This window comes from Streptomyces sp. B6B3, from assembly GCF_039871525.1.
In the GTDB taxonomy this organism is placed as follows: Bacteria; Actinomycetota; Actinomycetes; order Streptomycetales; family Streptomycetaceae; genus Streptomyces.
In genome coordinates, this window is sequence record NZ_JBDPLU010000010.1 from 258,842 (window position 1) to 274,250 (window position 15,409).

The following is a 15,409-nucleotide window of genomic DNA, read 5'->3' on the forward strand; positions in this document are numbered from 1 at the left end:
TGGAGAGCTCCGTTACGGGTGAGGTGACGGCAACTCCCTCACGATACAAATGAAAATCATTTTTATCTAGAGCGCGCCCCGGTAGGCCACCGTGAGGTTGCCCAGCGCGTCCCGGTCCACCTCGGCGTCGATGCCGAAGACCTCCCGGAGCCGGTCGGCGGTCAACACCTCGCGCGGCGACCCGGTCGCGACCAGCCGGCCGCCGTGCAACAGCAGCAGGCGGTCGCAGTAGCGGGCGGCGAGCGTCAGGTCGTGCAGGGCCACCAGCACGGTCTGGTCGGTCGTGGCCAGCAGCTCCATCAGCGCCAACTGGTGCCGGACGTCGAGGTGGTTGGTCGGCTCGTCCAGCAGGATGCCGCGCGGCTGCTGGGCCAGGGCCCGCGCCAGATGGGCGCGTTGCCGCTCGCCGCCGGAGAGCGTGTGCCAGGGCCGGGACTCGAGACCGGTCAGCCCCACCCGGGCCAGCGCCGCCTCGACCACCAGATGGTCGGTCGGGCCGAGCCCGCGCAGCCGGCCGCGGAACGGCGTCCGGCCCAGCGCGACGACGTCGCCGAGCCGCAGGTCGCTCTCGGCGTGCGCGACCTGCTCCACGAACGCGGTGTGCCGGGCGACGCTCCGCGCCGACCAGTCGCGGATGTCCCGGCCGTCGTAGCGGACGGCTCCGGAGGTGGGTGTGCGCAGGCCCGCGACGCAGCGCAGCAGCGACGACTTGCCCGAGCCGTTGGGCCCGATCAGGCCGACCGTCTCGCCGGGCCCGATGTCGGCGTCCACCTCCCGCACGATGACGGTGCCGCGCACCGCCCAGCTCAGCCGCTCGACGCTGATCCTCACAGCTCCCCCCGCCGGCGCAGGACGAGCAGGAAAAGCGGCACGCCGACCAGCGCCGTGAAGACGCCGACCGGAACCTCGCGGGGCGCGAAGGCGATCCGGGCCAGCGCGTCGGTCCACACCAGGAACACCGCGCCGGCCAGCGCGGCGAACGGCAGCAGGGTGCGGTGCCCGGGACCCACCAGGAAGCGCGCGCCGTGCGGCACGATCAGGCCGACGAACCCGATCGCGCCCACCGACGCCACGGCCGCGGAGGTCATCAACGCCGTCACGACCAACAGCACGCCGCGCGCCGCCCGCACGTCGATCCCCAACGACGCCGCGGTGTCCGCGCCGAACGCGAGGCCGTCCAGCGCCGACGCGAAGACCCACACCACGGCCAGCCCCACCCCGGCCACGACCGCGCAGACCACCACCACGTCCCAGCGCGCCGAGGCCATCGACCCCAGCAGCCAGTGGGTGACGGCCCTGGTGGTGTCCTGGTCGCCCGACGCCATCAGCACCAGCGACGTCAGCGCGGAGAAGAACTGACCCACGATCACCCCGGTCAGCACGATCCGCAGCGAGTCGAGACCGCCGCGCCGCAGCAGGAGCAGCAGCAGGCCGAAGGACAGCAGGGCGCCGACGAACGCGCCGCCGGTGACGCCGAGCGAGCCGGCGCCGAGGCCCAGCACCACCACCGCCACCGCGCCCGTGGAGGCGCCGGAGGAGACGCCGAGCAGATAGGGCTCGGCCAGCGCGTTGCGGGTCAGGGCCTGCAACGCCGCGCCGCTGACCGCCAGCGTCGCGCCCACCAGCGCGGCCATCAGCACCCGCGGCAGCCGCAGGTCCCACACCAGCGAGTCGAGCAGCGGCGGCAGCGGCTCCACGTCCAGCCCGAGGCGGCCGCCCAGCACCCGGCCGAGCTCGCCGTAGCCGACGTCGCTCGCGCCGATCCGCACGGAGAGGACGACCGACACCAGCAGCACCGCGACGCCGCACACGAACCAGACCGCCCGCCGCCTCCGGCCCCCGCCCCGCCGGGCCGGCGGCCGGGCGGCCGGGACGGGCTTCGTCGGGGGCGCCGGCGCCTCGGCGCCGCGCGCGGTGGGGTGCAGCACGCCCAGCAGGGCCGGATCAGCGGACATGACCGAGGTCCCGCAGTCCCTCGACCAGCACCCCCAGCGCGTCCACGGTGCGCACCGACGGGTCCATCTCGATGCCGGGCACCTCGATGATCCGGTTCTCCCGCATCGCCGGCAGCTGGGAGACCACCGGATGGTCGCGCATCATCGCGAGCTTCTCCTCGGCGCTGTCGCCCGGCGTGCCGCGCTCCGACAGGTCGCCGACCACGATGACGTCCGGGTCCCGCGCGGCGACCTCCTCCCAGGACACCTCGGGCCACAGCTCGTCGACATCGTCGAAGACGTTCGTCAGGCCGGCGAGCTCGCCCATGGCGTCCGGCATCCCGCCCCGCCCCGCCACGTAGGGGACGTCGTTGTAGACCGAGTACACCCACACCACGGAGGTCTCCTCCGTCAGGGTCTCGCCGGCCGCGGCGGCCTCCTCGGTCGCCCGCCGCTGCTCGGCGACCAGGTCCGCGGCCCGGTCCTCGATGCCGAAGATCCGGCCCAGGTTCTCGTAGTCGGTGAAGAGGCGGTCGAAGGAGGTGAGGTCGGCGGCGTTGGCGCCCGGGCAGTCGACGGCGCTGACGTACGAGGGCAGCCCGAGGTCCGCCAGTTCCGCGCGGGTACCCACCCGGTCCCGGGTGAAGTGCTCGGAGAACGAGGAGACCACCAGGTCAGGAGCGGCCTCGCGGAGCTGCTCGGCGGTGGGTATGTCGGGGCTGATCACCGGGATCTCCTCGTAGGCGGCCTGGTACTCCGGCGCCACCCGGGACTTGAGGTTCGAGGTGCCGACCATGCGGTCCGCCAGGCCCAGCGCGAGCAGCGTCTCGGTCGAGGACTGGTCCAGCGTGACGACGCGTTCCGGAGGGTCGGCGAACGTCAACTCCCGTCCGCAGCTCGACACCGTCGGGCCGTCCCCGCCGGCGGACGAGTCCGGCGAACTCCCGGACGGATCGGCGCAGCCGGCGACGACGAGCGTCAACACGGCGACGGTTCCCAGGTTCGTGCGAAGAGACATGGCCGGTAGTCTAAACGAAAAGTATTTTCATTTGAATCTACTTGTTCATCGCAGATGCATACTGTTGGCAATACTGACAGAAGGAGCACGGTCGCTGTGACCGCACCCCCGGCGACGACGTCAGAGCTCGTCCACCCCCGGCCGCTGCTGCGCGACACGGCCTTCCTGCGCCTGTGGTCGGGCAGCACCGCGTCCGGACTGGCGACCTGGGCGATGCCGTTCGTGCTCGGCCTCGCCGTGCTGGAGTCGTCGCTCGGCCCGGGCGGCCTCGGCCTGGTGCTGGCCACCCGCACCGCCGGCTTCCTGGTCGCCGTGCCGGTCGGGGGCGTGCTGGCCGACCGGCACTCGCGGCGCGGCGTCGTGCGGTGGTCCGCGCTCGCCGCCGCGGCGGCGACACCGCTGATCGCCGTCGGACTCGGGCGCTCCCTGCCGCTGATGGCCGCGGCGGCCCTCGTCGTGGGCGCCGGACAGGGGGCCTGCCGGCCCGCGTTCCAGGCGCTGACCGCCGAGGTCGTCGCGGATTCGCGACGGCAACAGGCCAACGCCGCCCTGTCCCTGTCGGTGCGCGTCACCACGCTCACCGCCCCCGCGCTCACCGCGCTGCTCGCCACCGTGGTCGGCACCGGCGCCCTGCTGCTCGGCACCGCCGCGCTCTGGCTCGCCGCCGGCCTGGTGCCGCCGGGCGGCGCGCGGGACGCCTCCCCTGCCTCCCCGGACTCCCCGGCCGGCGCGGGTGAACGCGCCGGGATGCTGCGTGAGTTCGCCGACGGCGTGCGCGAGGCGCGCCGGCACCCGTGGTTCCTCGCGGGCCTCGCCGCGCTCGCCGCGGTCATCACCACCGGATACTCCGCGACCGGGGTCGTGCTCCCGCTGGTCAGCCGCGACCGCTACGGCACCGAGGTGGTGCTGGCGTTGGCGACCACCGGGTACACCGCCGGCGCGCTGGCCGGCGCGGTGCTGATGGCCCGCTGGCGGCCCCGCACCCTCGGCTGGGCCGCCCTGGCCGGGCTCGCCTGCTACGGCTTCGCGCCGCTGAGCCTGTGGCTGCCGAGCGACGCGGCGTTCGTGGTGGCCGCCTACGCCGCCGCGGGACTCGGCATCGAGCTCTTCAACGTGCCCTGGTTCACCGCCATCCAGCGTGAGGTCGAACCCCGCCTGCTGGCCCGGGTGTCGTCGCTCGACTTCCTGCTCTCCTACGGCCTGGCGCCCGCCGGGCTCGCCCTCATAGCCCCGGCGGTGGCCGCCTTCGGCGCCGGCCCGGTGCTCGCCGGCTGCGCCCTGGTCTGCTTCCTCGCCCCGGCCGCCGCCGCCACGGTGCCCACCGCCCGGCACTTCTCCCGACGACCCCACGCCCCCTGACCCGACCCGCCCAGACCGGCCCGCCCAGACCGGCCCGCCCAGACCGGCCCGCCCCGGCCGGACACGACCAGCACGACCGAGCAACACCGAGCACGCCCAAGGAGCGCCCGCGCCATGCCCATCCGCACCGCCCACCCCCAGGCCCCCGCGTCCGGCGCCGCCCTCGGCATCGTTCCCGCCAGGGTCGAGGCCACCGACGCCGCGGACGCCGCCCGGGCCCGCGCCCTGCTCGACCGCGACGGCGCGGTGCTCCTCGCCGGCCTGGCGCCGACGGCCGACGCGCTCGTGGTGGCCGCCGCGCTGGCGCTCGGCGACCGGCTGCGGCGGCTCTTCCCGGTGCGCCGCCGGACCTCCCGGGACGCGGACCCCGTCCACCTGCACGCCGACAGCTTCGACCTGACCGTCGACGTGGGCGGCGTGCCCACCCGGCGCCGCGACCCCGACGAGGACCATGTGCTGGTCCAGTGCGTCCGGCCGTCCGACTCCGGCGGGGCGTCGTTCGTCGCCGACGCCTACCGGTTCGTGGACGAGTGCGCCGCGGCCGACCCCGAGCTGTGGACCTTCCTCACCACCGCCGACGTGGACCTCTACGGCGCCTGGGCCGGGTTGCGCGGCCTCCCCGCCACGCCGCGGGTCGGCCGGCACGTCGAGTACACCCGCACCGGCCGGCGCATCGTCCGGCGCACGGACGGCGCCGTCCCGCTGCACCGGGACCCCGAGGCGGACCACGTGCGGGCCATGCTGGCGCGCCTCGACGAGCGGGTGCGGGAGACGGAGCGGACGCTGCCCCGCTTCGCCGTCGCCCCGGGGGAGATCCTGCTGCTCGACAACTACCGCTGCTGGCACGGCCGGGACGGACATCCGGGCGACCGCGAGGTGCGCATTCTCACCCTGCGCAGCGCCGACGCCCGCTGACCGCGGGGACGGCAGGGCGCGGAACCCCAGGCCGGAACCTCAGGCAGCCTCGGACCCGGCCTGCCCGAGCGTGCCGCCGGCGCCGGCGGAGCGGGCCGCGCTCGGCTCCTCGCGGAGCCGGACCTGGACGCGCCCGTCCACCACCCGGGCGTCGAAGGCCGGCTGCGGCGCGGTGGCCGGACCGCCCACGTTCCAGCCGTCGGACAGCCGGAACGTGCTCCCGTGCCACGGGCACCGCACGCATCCGTCGACGATCTCGCCCTCGGACAGCGGCCCCGCCAGGTGGCTGCACCGCTCGGCCAGCACCCACACCGTGTCGTCGCCCTCGCGCAGCGCGAGCACCGGAACCTCGCCCACGGTGCGCCGCACCGGCTCGCCCACCGGCAGGTCCGCCAGTTCGCCGATCACCTGCCAGCCCGACGGGACCAGATGCGGCACCTCCTCGGCGTGGTTCGCGCCGGACGCCTGACGGAAGGACAGGTGGCCACCGAGCGCGCCGCCGGCCGACGCCGCGGTCAGGCCGGCGAAGCCGAGCAGGCGTCCGGCGCGGTCCCGCCCGCCGATCCTGGCGGCCAGCGACCCCGCGTACAGGCCGATGGCGGCGATGTTGAACGTCGCGTGCACCAGGCCGACCCGGGTCTGCTGCCGGTGCAGCTCGGCCCAGTCCACCCAGCCGGCCAGCGCGGCGGGCGCGGCCCCGCCCAGGCCGACGGCCACCAGCGTGCCGGCGGCGCCACGCTGACCGGGCCGGAGGTCGAGCACCGCGGCCGACGTCCAGGCGCCGATCGGCACCTGCACCAGCGCCGGGTGCAGCGGATGCCCGAGCCATCTGCCGTGCAACGCGTCCCTGGCCTGACCCAACGGGAGCGCGCGCACCCAGCGCCGCAGCCGCTCGGCGACCGGATCCAGCACGGCCGCGCCCTCCAGCCGGTCGAGCGCCGTCATCACCGGTCCACGGCCCGGCCGCGCCGCGCCCCGCCACCTCCGCCGGGCGGCGTCGGCCACCCGCGACTTACCCTGCGCCTGGCTCATGGGCCCCGAGTCCCCCCGACCGACCACGGCAAACGACGCCGCACCCCGGTTCACCCGGATGCCCCGCCCGCCCCGGGCCCGCCCCCGGCGCGGGCCCGGCCGTGGTGGTCACGCGCCGCGAGCAGGTAACGGCGGAGCCCCGTCCCGGCCGCGTCATGGAGCGACGCCAGCCAGTCCGGCCACGCGTCGAGCGCCTGCCGGGCGACGGCGAACCTCGCCTCCGAGGCGACATGCGAGGCGGTCGCCCGGGTCACCTCGCCGAAGCAGTTGAGCATGGCGCCGGCCGCGGCGGTCGCGGCCCATCCGCCGTTCCGGCGGTCCGACCACGGCGACCCGCGCGTCGGGCGCCCGTCGGGCCACCTCGACGGCGACGGACAGTCCCAGCACGCCGTTTCCCACGACGGCGACGTCGGCGGTGCGGCTCGTTGGCATGGTGCACTCCCGAAGGTCGGGCGGCCCGGACCCCGGTCGGCGCGCGGGCCTCTCAGCCCTCGACTACCCGAAGTGTTCGATTGGCCACCTCGGGTTCCGACCGTCCCGGGGGAGTGTCGGAGTGGAAGGGGAGGCGGACGGTGATGTCCAGACCGCCGGCGGGCGTGGCGAGTGCGCGGAGCTCCCCGCTGTGGGCGGCGACGATGGCGCGCACGATGGACAGGCCGAGCCCCGCGCCCTCGCCCTGGGCCTCCGCGCCGCGGACGAACGGCTCGAGCAGCCCGTCCGCCGCGTCGGGGGGCAGCGGCCGGCCGGTGTTCGCGACCCGCAGGAACGCCCACCCGTCCGCGCTGCCCGTCGTCACGGCGACCCGGCCGCCCGGGACGTTGTACCGCACCGCGTTGTCCACCAGGTTGTTCACCAGGCGTTCGAGCAGCACCGGCTCGCCGGTGACCGGTGCGGGGCGCAGCTCCGGACGGAGGGTGACGTCGCGGGCCGCCGCCGGGTCGGTCGCGCCTTCCAGCACGCCGGCCGCGACGTGTGCGAGGTCCGCCGGCCGGCGTTCGCGCAGGCCGCCCTCGCTGCGGGCCAGCGCCAGCAGCCCGTCGAGGGTGCGCTGGCTCTGCTCCACGGCGGTCCTGACGTCGCCGGCCATGGTGAGCAGTTCCCGCGGGCTGGGCGTGCCGTCGAGGGTGACGTCGATCGCGGTGCGCATCGTGGTCAACGGGGTGCGCAGCTCGTGCGCGGCGTTGGCGGTGAACATCCGCTGGCTCGCCAGCACCCGGTCGCGTTCGGCGATGCCGCGCTGGATCCGGTCCAGCATCCCGTTGACGGTGCCGGCGAGCGCGGCCAGTTCGTCGGCCGGCCCGCGGACCGGCACCCGCTCCGAGAGGTTCTCGGCGGAGAGCCGCTGGGCGGTCGCCGAGATGGTCCGGATCGGGCGCAGCACCCGGCCCGCCACGAACCAGCCGAGCGTGGCGGCCAGCAGCGTCACCACCACCAGCGCCACGGTGGCCCGGGTCAGCAGATCGGAAAGCGCCGCGGAGCGAGCCTCGTCGAGGAGATGGCCCAGTTCGGCGGAGGGCGACGGGGCCTCGGCGCCGGGAAGCCGCCGCTCGTACTGAACGATCCGCACGACGGGCCTGCCGCGCATCAACGCGTACGTCAGCGCCGTCATCAGCAACCCGGCGACCAGCACGGTCACGGTGAAGAGAAGCGTGAGCCGGCTCCTGGCGGTCAGTCGGGCGCGCACGCCCTGATCCGGTAGCCGGCGCCGGTGACGGTCCCGATCAGCGGCGGCTCGCCGAGCTTCCGGCGCAGCGTGCCCACGGTGATCCGCACCGCGTTGGTGAACGGGTCGGCGTGCTCGTCCCACACCTTCTCCAGCAGCGTCTCGGCGCTGACCACGACGCCGTCCACGGCCAGCAGCAACTCCAGAACCCCGAACTCCTTGGGCGTCAGGTACAGCGGCCGGCCTCCGCGCTCCGCCGTGCGCCGCGCCGGGTCGAGCACCACGTCGGCGGCGCGCAACACCGGCGGCCGGGCCGGCGTGCTGCGCCGCGCCAGCGCCTGCACCCGGGCGACGAGCTCGGGGAACGCGAAGGGCTTGCCCAGGTAGTCGTCCGCGCCCAGGGTCAGGCCGGCCACCCGGTCCTGCACCGCGTCCGAGGCGGTGAGCATCAGGATCCGGGAGGTGCCGCGGCGCGCCAGCCGCCGGCAGATCGTGTCCCCGTGCACGCCGGGCAGGTTCCGGTCCAGCACCACCACGTCGTACGGCGTGCCCTCGGCCTTCTCCAGGGCGGTCGCGCCGTCGTGCGTCACGTCGACGGCGAAGCCCCGCTTGCGCAGCCCGACCGCGATGTACCCGGCCAACGGCTGCTCGTCCTCGACCAGTAGTACCCGCATGCGCTCAGCATCCCAGCCGTCACATATGGATCTTGTATGGAAGTCCGCCGGGCGGGCGACGGGGAGGGCCGCGCGGTCGCGGGCGGCGCGGACCCCGCCGGTGACGGTGGCGGGGTCCGCGGGCATCCGGTCGTCACTCCTCCGCGGGGATGCGCAGGAAGGTCACGGAGTACGGGGGGAAGGTGTAGTCGAAGCGGGAGTCCACCCCGTCGAAGGTGGACTCGACCGACTGGACGGGCCGCTCCGTCCCGGTGTTCACCGCCTCCGGATCGCCCCGCAGGGTGGTGACCTCTGCCGTCGGGCGCACGGCGGTGCCGGCGCCTAGGTCGATGGCGGTGCGGGCCGCGTCCTCCTGCGCGTTGACGACCTTCAGGATCAGGTCGCCGGTCTCCGCGTCCCGCGTGACGGCCTGTCGGAACGGCTCGGCGACCGCGTCGTCCGTGAAGCTTCCCCACTCCTCGCCGTCCAGGAGGAGGGTGACCTCGCGGTCGCGCACCTCGACGCGGATGTCGTAGGCGCGGCCGGCCTCGATCGTCGTGCCGTCCTGGAGCAGCGTGGTCTTGGCGCCGTCCTCCGCCTTCTCCACGGCCGAGGCGGTGTTGTTCCAGCCGCCCAGGTTCCACCAGTAGTAGGTGCTGGTGTCCCGCACGCCGAAGCCGACGAGGAAGCCCTCGCCGCCCGCCTGCTTCGTCGCGGTCACCGCCAGGTCGTAGTTCGTCCAGCCGGGGTCGCCGGCGGTGACCATGGTGTTCTCCGCGGTGGTGTCGCTCTGCACGTACGCGCCGTCCGCCACCGCCCGGCTGCCGACGCCGGTGGCGTGGCTCCACTGGTCGGCGCCGGCGGAGAAGTCGTCGGCCAGCCGTGCAGACCGTAGAGGCGACGACCTGACCGGTCAACAGGTCGCGCTCGCGCGGCGGCCGCCGTCCGGGAGGGCCCCGCTGATCCCGCCGCCGGGATCAGCGGGGCCGTCGGTCGGGCGACGTCGTTCGGGTGGGGACGGTCGGGCGGCGACGGTCAGGAGGCGGTCTCCCTGCCGCGGTCCTCGGCGGGTCGGCGGGGACGGCCGGCCCGGGCGACGCGCGCCGGCGCGGGGCGGACGGGGTGCGGCCGGCGCCGCCACTCCATGACGGACCACGGAGGGGCGAGATCGGCGAGGTCGGTTATCTGGTGCGGCTTCAGGGTGCGCGGATCGGCCGCCTCGCGGTGCCGGGCGAACACCCGTTCGACGTAGCGGTGCCCGGTGTCGGGCCCGATGACCAGGCAGGTGCGCCCGGGGTGGCGGGCGCCCTCCCAACCGGCGGCCAGATGGGCGGCGCCGGTGGACAGGCCGGCGAAGACCGCGTGGTCGCGCAGCAGCCCCACGGCCCCGGCCATGGCGTGGCGGAAGTCGATCCAGTGCACCGCGTCGTACAGCTGGTGGCGCACGTTCTCGAACGGGATCGAGCTGCCGATGCCGGCGATGATGGCCTCGGGATCGCGGAACCGCTCGGCGCCGAAGGTGACGCTGCCGAACGGTTGGATGCCGACCAGCCGGACGTCCAGGCCGTGCTCGCGCAGCGGCAGCACCAGGCCGCCGGTGGAGGAGCCCGTGCCGACCGCGCCCACGACGGTCAGCTCCCGGCCCGGCAGCGCCGCGCGGACCAACTCGGCGAACTCGCGGTATCCGGCGTAGTGGACGGCGTCGTGGTACTGGCGCATCCAGTGCATGTCGGGGCGCTCGGCGATCAGTTCGCGCACCCGGCGCACCCGGCGCTCCTGGTCGAGCCGTAAGTCGTGGGCGGGCGGCATCTGGTCGACGGTGGCGCCGAGGATCTCCAACTGCACGCGCATGGTCTCGTCGACGGTGGTGGAGGCGACGATGTGGCAGCGCAGGCCGTGCCGGTGGCAGGCCATGGCGAGGGCGAGCGCGTAGATGCCGCTGGAACTGTCCACCATGGTCTGGCCCGGCGTGACGACGCCGCGCTCCAGCAACTGGCGGACGGCGCCGAGCGCGGCGTAGACCTTCAGCGTCTCGAACCGCGCGAGGACGGTGTGCGGGCCGAGCCTGACCAGGTCGGGCGCCTTGACGGCGTCGGTGACGTGCTCGTGCACGACGGTGGGGGGTGGCGGCGGCACTTCGGTCACCCCCCGCCCGACCGGCGGCGCCCGGTGGGCGCCGGGACGCGGGGGAGTGGTGGTCGGATCATGGAGAACTCCTTCCGGGGGCGACCGGCCGTCCGCGGGACGGGCGCGCACGACGGGCCGCCGGGAGTGGTGGTCGAGGGACGTTCCCGACCCGCGCCGTTTCCCGTCGTCTTCGTTTGCGGAACAGGGAATCGGAGAGGAGGGTGGCGGAGAAATCGGACCGGGAATTCTCGTCCTCATACCATGGCATGACGGTTGGTCACCTCACTCACCAGAAAAGTGGTGTCTGACCGACGCGAATGGTGCCCCGGATTATCGATCGCGAAACTCCGGGAAAATGTGGCAACTTATTCGGATGGCGCGGGGAACCAGGTGCCCGTTTCATACGACTAAGAAAAGGGGAGGTGCGTTCTCCGGACCGGTTCCGGTGCCCCGGCCCCCTCGGCCGTGGCCAGTTGCGAGATCAGCGTCTGTCGGGCCCGCGCCACCCGGGAACGCACGGTGCCGACCGGACATCCGGTGGCCGCCGCGGCCTCGGCATAGGGCAGCCCGAGTATCTGGGTGAGCGTGAACGCGGCCACCCGGTCCGCCGGCAGCGCGGCGAGCAGGTCGTGCAGCGCCACCCCCTCCTCGAACCCGGGCGGATGGGCGCGTTGGGCGCCGTCCGCCGCCGCCGTCCAGTCGGCGGTCGCGGCCAGCCGGGGGCGGGACCGCTCGTAGCGCAGGCGGTCGATCGCCGTTCGCCGGGCGATGGCGAACAGCCAGGTGCGTGCCGAGGAGCGGCCCTGGAAGGCCGGCAGGCCGCGCAGCGCGCGCAGCAGGGTCTCCTGTGCCAGGTCCTCGGCACCCTGCGGATCGCCGGTGAGCCCGGTGAGATAGCGCTGGAGGTCGCCGCGCACCGCCCGCACGAAGCGGTCGGCGGCCTCCCGGTCGCCGCCGCGCGCGGCCAGCGCCCAGGCCGTCACCGTGGCGTCGTCCCCGGCACCAGTCGTTGAGGTCATCGTCCCGTCGCCCTTCACGTGGGCCGCGCCGTCCGCGGGGAGGGCGCGGCGGGGAGAGGGCCGGGACCCGGGGTCCCTGAGGGCAGGAGGGAGCGCGGTGACGCGCGTTCAGGTGGGGGAGCCCCGGCCGTGGCGCCGTGCTGTCGTCGCGACAGCGAGCGGCGCCGGCGGGCCGCGGGACGGCAGCGAACGGGCGAAGGTGGGCCGACGCGGGGCCGGCGTGTCGCGGTCGGGGCGCGGGACGGCCGACCGGGTGGGCGCCGGCGCGGCGCGGCAGCCGTCCGGCAGTGGCAGGGGCGGCAGCACGCGCTGGGCCGCGCGGCGCAGCAACCGGAACACCGCGCGCTCGCCGCGACTCAGCCACAGGGCTCCGAGCAGCGCGGCGGCGGCGTGGGCGGCCAGCATCCCGGCGGAACCGCCGGGCAGCGCGCCGTGCGCGGGACCGGCCAGGGCCTGCGCCGCCGCGTCGGTCATGGCCTCAGGGGCCGCCGTGGCGTCGTGCGGGACCGTGTGGCGGGACTCGGCATGGGGTCCGGGGGAGCCACACGGCGGCGGTTCGACCAGCCGCCACCAGTCGGCGGCCGGCGTCGCCGGGCAGCGGGCCTGGCCGGGGGCGAGGCCCGAGAAGCCGGGAAAGCTGGGGAAGCCGGGAAAGCCGGGGAAGACCGAGAAGACCGAGAAGAAGACGTGCAGCAGCGCCTGGGTGCCCAGCGCCGCCAGGACCACCGCGCGCGTCCCGCGCTCCCGGCGCCCCAACAGCCAGGCGGCGGCGCCGCAGCCGGCGAAGGCGGGCAGCAACGAGGCGGCGGACACCGCGGCACCCGAGGCCAGGACGTGGCCCGAGGCGGCGAGCAGCACGCAGAGCCCGGCGAAGACCGCAGCCCGCGCCACTCGCAACGCTCGGCCCGCGTCCATAACACCCTCATCGTCGCACCGGCCGGCGCGCGGCACGATACGCGCGGCGGGCCGACCGTTTCCGGCAGCGCACCGGAGGCGACGCGTCGGTCACCGAGGAAAGTCGGTCAATCGCCGTCCGTGGTCTTCCCGGTGACGCGGAGAGCGCCTAGATTCCCCCACGCCCGGCTCAGCCGCGAGAGACGGAGGAACCCGATGTCCCCTCACCGACCCAGGTCAGGCCCTCGGCGGTGCCGCGCGCACCGCCCGGGCGCGGCAGGCCGGTTGCGGGCCGTGCTGGTCGCGCTGCTGTTGCCCTGGGCGCTGCTGGCGCCCACGGCCCTTGCTCACGACGGGGCGGCCCACGAAGGCGCCCATGACGGCGCCCACGACGGGGCCGTCGCCGGGACCGGCAGCGCGGCCGCCGAGCCGCCCGCCGACGACCGGTTCCAGAAGGTGCTGTTGGAGGGTGAGGGCCTGACCCAGCCGATGCGGATCAGCGTGGCCCCCGACGGCCGCGTGGTCTACATCGAGCGGGACGGCCGGGTGAAGATCTGGGACCCGGACCTGCAGACGTCGGTCGTGGCGGGCACCGTGCCCGTGCGGGTCACCGGCGAACTGGGCCTCGTGGGCCTGGCGCTGGCCCCGGACTTCGCCGAGACCGGCCACCTCTACCTGCACTTCTCACCGCCCGACTGGGACACCACCTTCGTCTCCCGGGTGTCCCGCTTCACGTTGGGCGCCGACAACGTGCTCGACCCGGACTCCGAGACCCCGATCATCGACATCCCGCATCCCGCGGGGGTGATGGGCTGGCACAGCGCGGGCGACCTGCTGATGACCGACGACGGCGAACTCTTCGTCGCCACCGGCGACAACACCGAGTGCTGCGCCTCCCGCGGCTTTCCCGGCACCGACGAACGACCCGGGCACGAGGGCGGCGACGCCCAGCGGACCTCGGCCAACACCAACGACCTGAACGGCAAGATCCTGCGCATCGTGCCGCTGCCGGACGGCGGTTACCGCGTCCCGGCGGGCAACCTGTTCCCGGAGAGCCGGGATCACGCGGACCTGACCCGGCCGGAGATCTACGCGATGGGCTTCCGCAACCCGTTCACCCTCGGCGACTACGACGAACGGACCGACACCCTCTGGATGGCCGACTACGGGCCCGACGCCGTGCAGGCCGACCCCGAGCGCGGCCCCGCGGGACACGTCCGGGTCTTCCTGATCACCGAGCCGGGCAACTACGGCTGGCCGTACTGCACCATGGACAACCAGCCCTACAACGACTGGAACTACGTCACCGACGAGCCGGGACCCTGGTTCGACTGCGACCGGCCGGTCAACGACTCGCCCAACAACACCGGCCGGGTCAGGCTCCCGGCGATCCAGCCCGCCACCGTCTACTACACCTACGACAAGCAGGAGTACTTCCCCGAGCTCTACGGCGGCGGCGCCATGGCGGGGCCGATGTACCACTACGACGAGGACAGCGACTCCCCGACGAAGTTCCCCGAATGGTTCGACGGCCGCCGCTTCTTCTACGACTGGACCACCGACTGGGTGCAGACCACCGACATGAACCGGCAGCTGACGGAGCCCCGGGACATGCGGGAGTTCCTGCCCGACCTCGACTTCGCCAAGCCCATGGACCTGGAGTTCGGGCCCGACGGCTCGTTGTACGTGTTGGAGTACGGCAACGGCTGGGGCTCCAGCAACGACGACGCCGGCCTCTACCGGATCGATCACGTGGAGGGCAACCGCACCCCGCTGGTGTCCGCCGAGACCAGCACCGACTCCGGCGCGCTGCCGCTCGCCGTGCACTTCGACGCCACGGCGTCCACCGACCCCGACGGCGACGCGCTCGGCTACGCCTGGGACCTCGACGGCGACGGCACCGACGACGCCACCGGCGCCACGGTCTCGCACACCTACACCACCGCCGGTTCCTTCGAGCCGCGGCTGACCGTGACGGACGCCCACGGCGCCTCCGCGACCACCCGTCTCACGGTGGTCGCCGGCAACACCCGGCCGACCGTCACCATCGAGACGCCGGCCGACGGCACGTTCGCCGAGTTCGGCGAGGACATCCCGTTCCGGGTCAGCGTCGAGGATCCGGACGGCGGGGCGGTGGACTGCACCCAGGGCGAGGTGACGTACCTGCTGGGCCACAACGAGCACGGCCACCCCATGGGCGAGGCGACGCCGAACGCCGACTGCGAGGGCGTGATCTCGCCGGGGCGGGACGCCGAACACGGGCCAGGCGCGTACGTGTTCCACATCGTCCAGGCCAGCTACACCGACGCGGGCGGCGCCGGCGAGGCGCCCCCGCTCACCGGCGAGAGCGACGTGGTGCTGCATCCGAGCGAGTACGACGCCGCCACCTACCCCGAGGGCGAGGGCGTCGCCCTCTACATGGGCGAGCTGTTCCTGCCGGACTCGGGCAACTGGTTCATGTTCCCGCGGATCAACGTCGCCGACGTCGGGGAGCTGACGATCCGGCTCGCCACCCGCACGGCGGGCGCGAACGTCACCGTGCACGCCGGCGGGCCCGAAGGGCCGGTGGTGGCGCGCCTCGAGAACCTGCCGTGGACCGGCTCGACCTCGTTGTCCGAACGGGTCTACGAGTCGTTCACCGCCGAGGTGACCGACCCCGGCGGCGCGCACGACCTCTACGTCGTCGCCGACTGGCCCGACGGTTCGCAGCCCGAACTCTTCGTCGACACCCTCACCTTCGGGCCGTGACGAGCGCGCCGAGAGGGCGGCCCCCCCCGCGGCGGGCCGCCCCCCCG

General features: G+C 74.7%; 13 protein-coding genes and 1 pseudogene. 3 read left to right on the forward strand and 11 right to left on the reverse strand.

Going from position 1 to position 15,409, the window contains the following annotated elements:
• Positions 1–66: 66 nt before the first annotated feature.
• From ABGB06_RS22125 to ABGB06_RS22135, 3 genes are read right to left on the reverse strand one after another with little or no spacing between them, the layout of a single operon-like run.
• Positions 67–831 carry an ABC transporter ATP-binding protein gene (locus ABGB06_RS22125; RefSeq protein ID WP_347592033.1) on the reverse strand — a complete coding sequence of 255 codons (765 nt, stop codon included), beginning with the start codon at positions 829–831 and terminating at the stop codon, positions 67–69.
• Positions 828–1,955 carry an iron ABC transporter permease gene (locus tag ABGB06_RS22130; RefSeq protein WP_347592035.1) on the reverse strand — a complete coding sequence of 376 codons (1,128 nt, stop codon included), beginning with the start codon at positions 1,953–1,955 and terminating at the stop codon, positions 828–830. Before ABGB06_RS22130 ends, ABGB06_RS22125 begins: the two co-directional genes overlap by 4 nt.
• Positions 1,945–2,952, reverse strand: a complete 1,008-nt coding sequence (locus tag ABGB06_RS22135) for an ABC transporter substrate-binding protein (RefSeq protein WP_347592037.1) — start codon at positions 2,950–2,952, stop codon at positions 1,945–1,947. Before ABGB06_RS22135 ends, ABGB06_RS22130 begins: the two co-directional genes overlap by 11 nt.
• Before the next feature lie 96 nt (positions 2,953–3,048).
• Here ABGB06_RS22135 and ABGB06_RS22140 point away from each other — a divergent pair, with 96 nt between their 5' ends.
• A complete protein-coding gene (locus tag ABGB06_RS22140) occupies positions 3,049–4,311 on the forward strand; it encodes an MFS transporter (protein WP_347592039.1) in 1,263 nt (420 codons plus the stop codon).
• Positions 4,312–4,425: 114 nt separating this feature from the next.
• Positions 4,426–5,226 (forward strand): TauD/TfdA family dioxygenase, encoded by an 801-nt coding sequence (locus ABGB06_RS22145; RefSeq protein ID WP_347592041.1) that lies wholly within the window; start codon positions 4,426–4,428, stop codon positions 5,224–5,226.
• 39 nt (positions 5,227–5,265) lie between these two features.
• Here ABGB06_RS22145 and ABGB06_RS22150 read toward each other — a convergent pair whose 3' ends face one another.
• The 8 genes and pseudogenes from ABGB06_RS22150 to ABGB06_RS22185 form a co-directional block, all read right to left on the reverse strand.
• Positions 5,266–6,171, reverse strand: coding sequence for a Rieske (2Fe-2S) protein (locus tag ABGB06_RS22150; RefSeq protein ID WP_347592068.1), 906 nt, complete (start codon positions 6,169–6,171; stop codon positions 5,266–5,268).
• Between the two features lie 137 nt (positions 6,172–6,308).
• Entirely contained in the window at positions 6,309–6,533 is a 225-nt protein-coding gene (locus tag ABGB06_RS22155; protein WP_347592043.1) for a hypothetical protein, read from the reverse strand.
• A 209-nt stretch (positions 6,534–6,742) separates the two neighbouring features.
• A complete protein-coding gene (locus ABGB06_RS22160; RefSeq protein ID WP_347592045.1) occupies positions 6,743–7,942 on the reverse strand; it encodes a HAMP domain-containing sensor histidine kinase in 1,200 nt (399 codons plus the stop codon).
• Positions 7,927–8,595, reverse strand: a complete 669-nt coding sequence (locus ABGB06_RS22165; protein ID WP_347592069.1) for a response regulator transcription factor — start codon at positions 8,593–8,595, stop codon at positions 7,927–7,929. The genes ABGB06_RS22160 and ABGB06_RS22165 overlap by 16 nt, the downstream gene beginning before the upstream one ends.
• 133 nt (positions 8,596–8,728) lie before the next feature.
• Positions 8,729–9,454, reverse strand: a pseudogene (locus ABGB06_RS22170) (alpha-N-arabinofuranosidase); the annotation flags it as partial.
• Positions 9,455–9,609: 155 nt separating this feature from the next.
• Positions 9,610–10,710, reverse strand: a complete 1,101-nt coding sequence (locus ABGB06_RS22175) for a pyridoxal-phosphate dependent enzyme (RefSeq protein WP_347592047.1) — start codon at positions 10,708–10,710, stop codon at positions 9,610–9,612.
• A 398-nt stretch (positions 10,711–11,108) separates the two neighbouring features.
• Complete coding sequence (locus ABGB06_RS22180; RefSeq protein ID WP_347592049.1) at positions 11,109–11,720, reverse strand: sigma-70 family RNA polymerase sigma factor; 612 nt, start codon at positions 11,718–11,720, stop codon at positions 11,109–11,111.
• A 108-nt stretch (positions 11,721–11,828) separates the two neighbouring features.
• Positions 11,829–12,635: a hypothetical protein gene (locus ABGB06_RS22185; protein WP_347592051.1), complete on the reverse strand. Its 807-nt coding sequence runs from the start codon at positions 12,633–12,635 to the stop codon at positions 11,829–11,831.
• Positions 12,636–12,830: 195 nt separating this feature from the next.
• Between ABGB06_RS22185 and ABGB06_RS22190 the strand changes: the two genes are divergently transcribed.
• Positions 12,831–15,362, forward strand: a complete 2,532-nt coding sequence (locus ABGB06_RS22190) for a PQQ-dependent sugar dehydrogenase (RefSeq protein ID WP_347592053.1) — start codon at positions 12,831–12,833, stop codon at positions 15,360–15,362.
• Positions 15,363–15,409 lie beyond the last annotated feature (47 nt).

Coding starts and splice junctions, on each gene's coding strand:
- ABGB06_RS22190 (WP_347592053.1), top strand. CDS start 12,831: ATGTCCCCTCACCGACCCAGGTCAGGCCCTCGGCGGTGCCGCGCGCAC.
- ABGB06_RS22155 (WP_347592043.1), bottom strand. CDS start 6,533: ATGCTCAACTGCTTCGGCGAGGTGACCCGGGCGACCGCCTCGCATGTC.
- ABGB06_RS22180 (WP_347592049.1), bottom strand. CDS start 11,720: ATGACCTCAACGACTGGTGCCGGGGACGACGCCACGGTGACGGCCTGG.
- ABGB06_RS22150 (WP_347592068.1), bottom strand. CDS start 6,171: ATGACGGCGCTCGACCGGCTGGAGGGCGCGGCCGTGCTGGATCCGGTC.
- ABGB06_RS22185 (WP_347592051.1), bottom strand. CDS start 12,635: ATGGACGCGGGCCGAGCGTTGCGAGTGGCGCGGGCTGCGGTCTTCGCC.
- ABGB06_RS22145 (WP_347592041.1), top strand. CDS start 4,426: ATGCCCATCCGCACCGCCCACCCCCAGGCCCCCGCGTCCGGCGCCGCC.
- ABGB06_RS22130 (WP_347592035.1), bottom strand. CDS start 1,955: ATGTCCGCTGATCCGGCCCTGCTGGGCGTGCTGCACCCCACCGCGCGC.
- ABGB06_RS22165 (WP_347592069.1), bottom strand. CDS start 8,595: ATGCGGGTACTACTGGTCGAGGACGAGCAGCCGTTGGCCGGGTACATC.
- ABGB06_RS22135 (WP_347592037.1), bottom strand. CDS start 2,952: ATGTCTCTTCGCACGAACCTGGGAACCGTCGCCGTGTTGACGCTCGTC.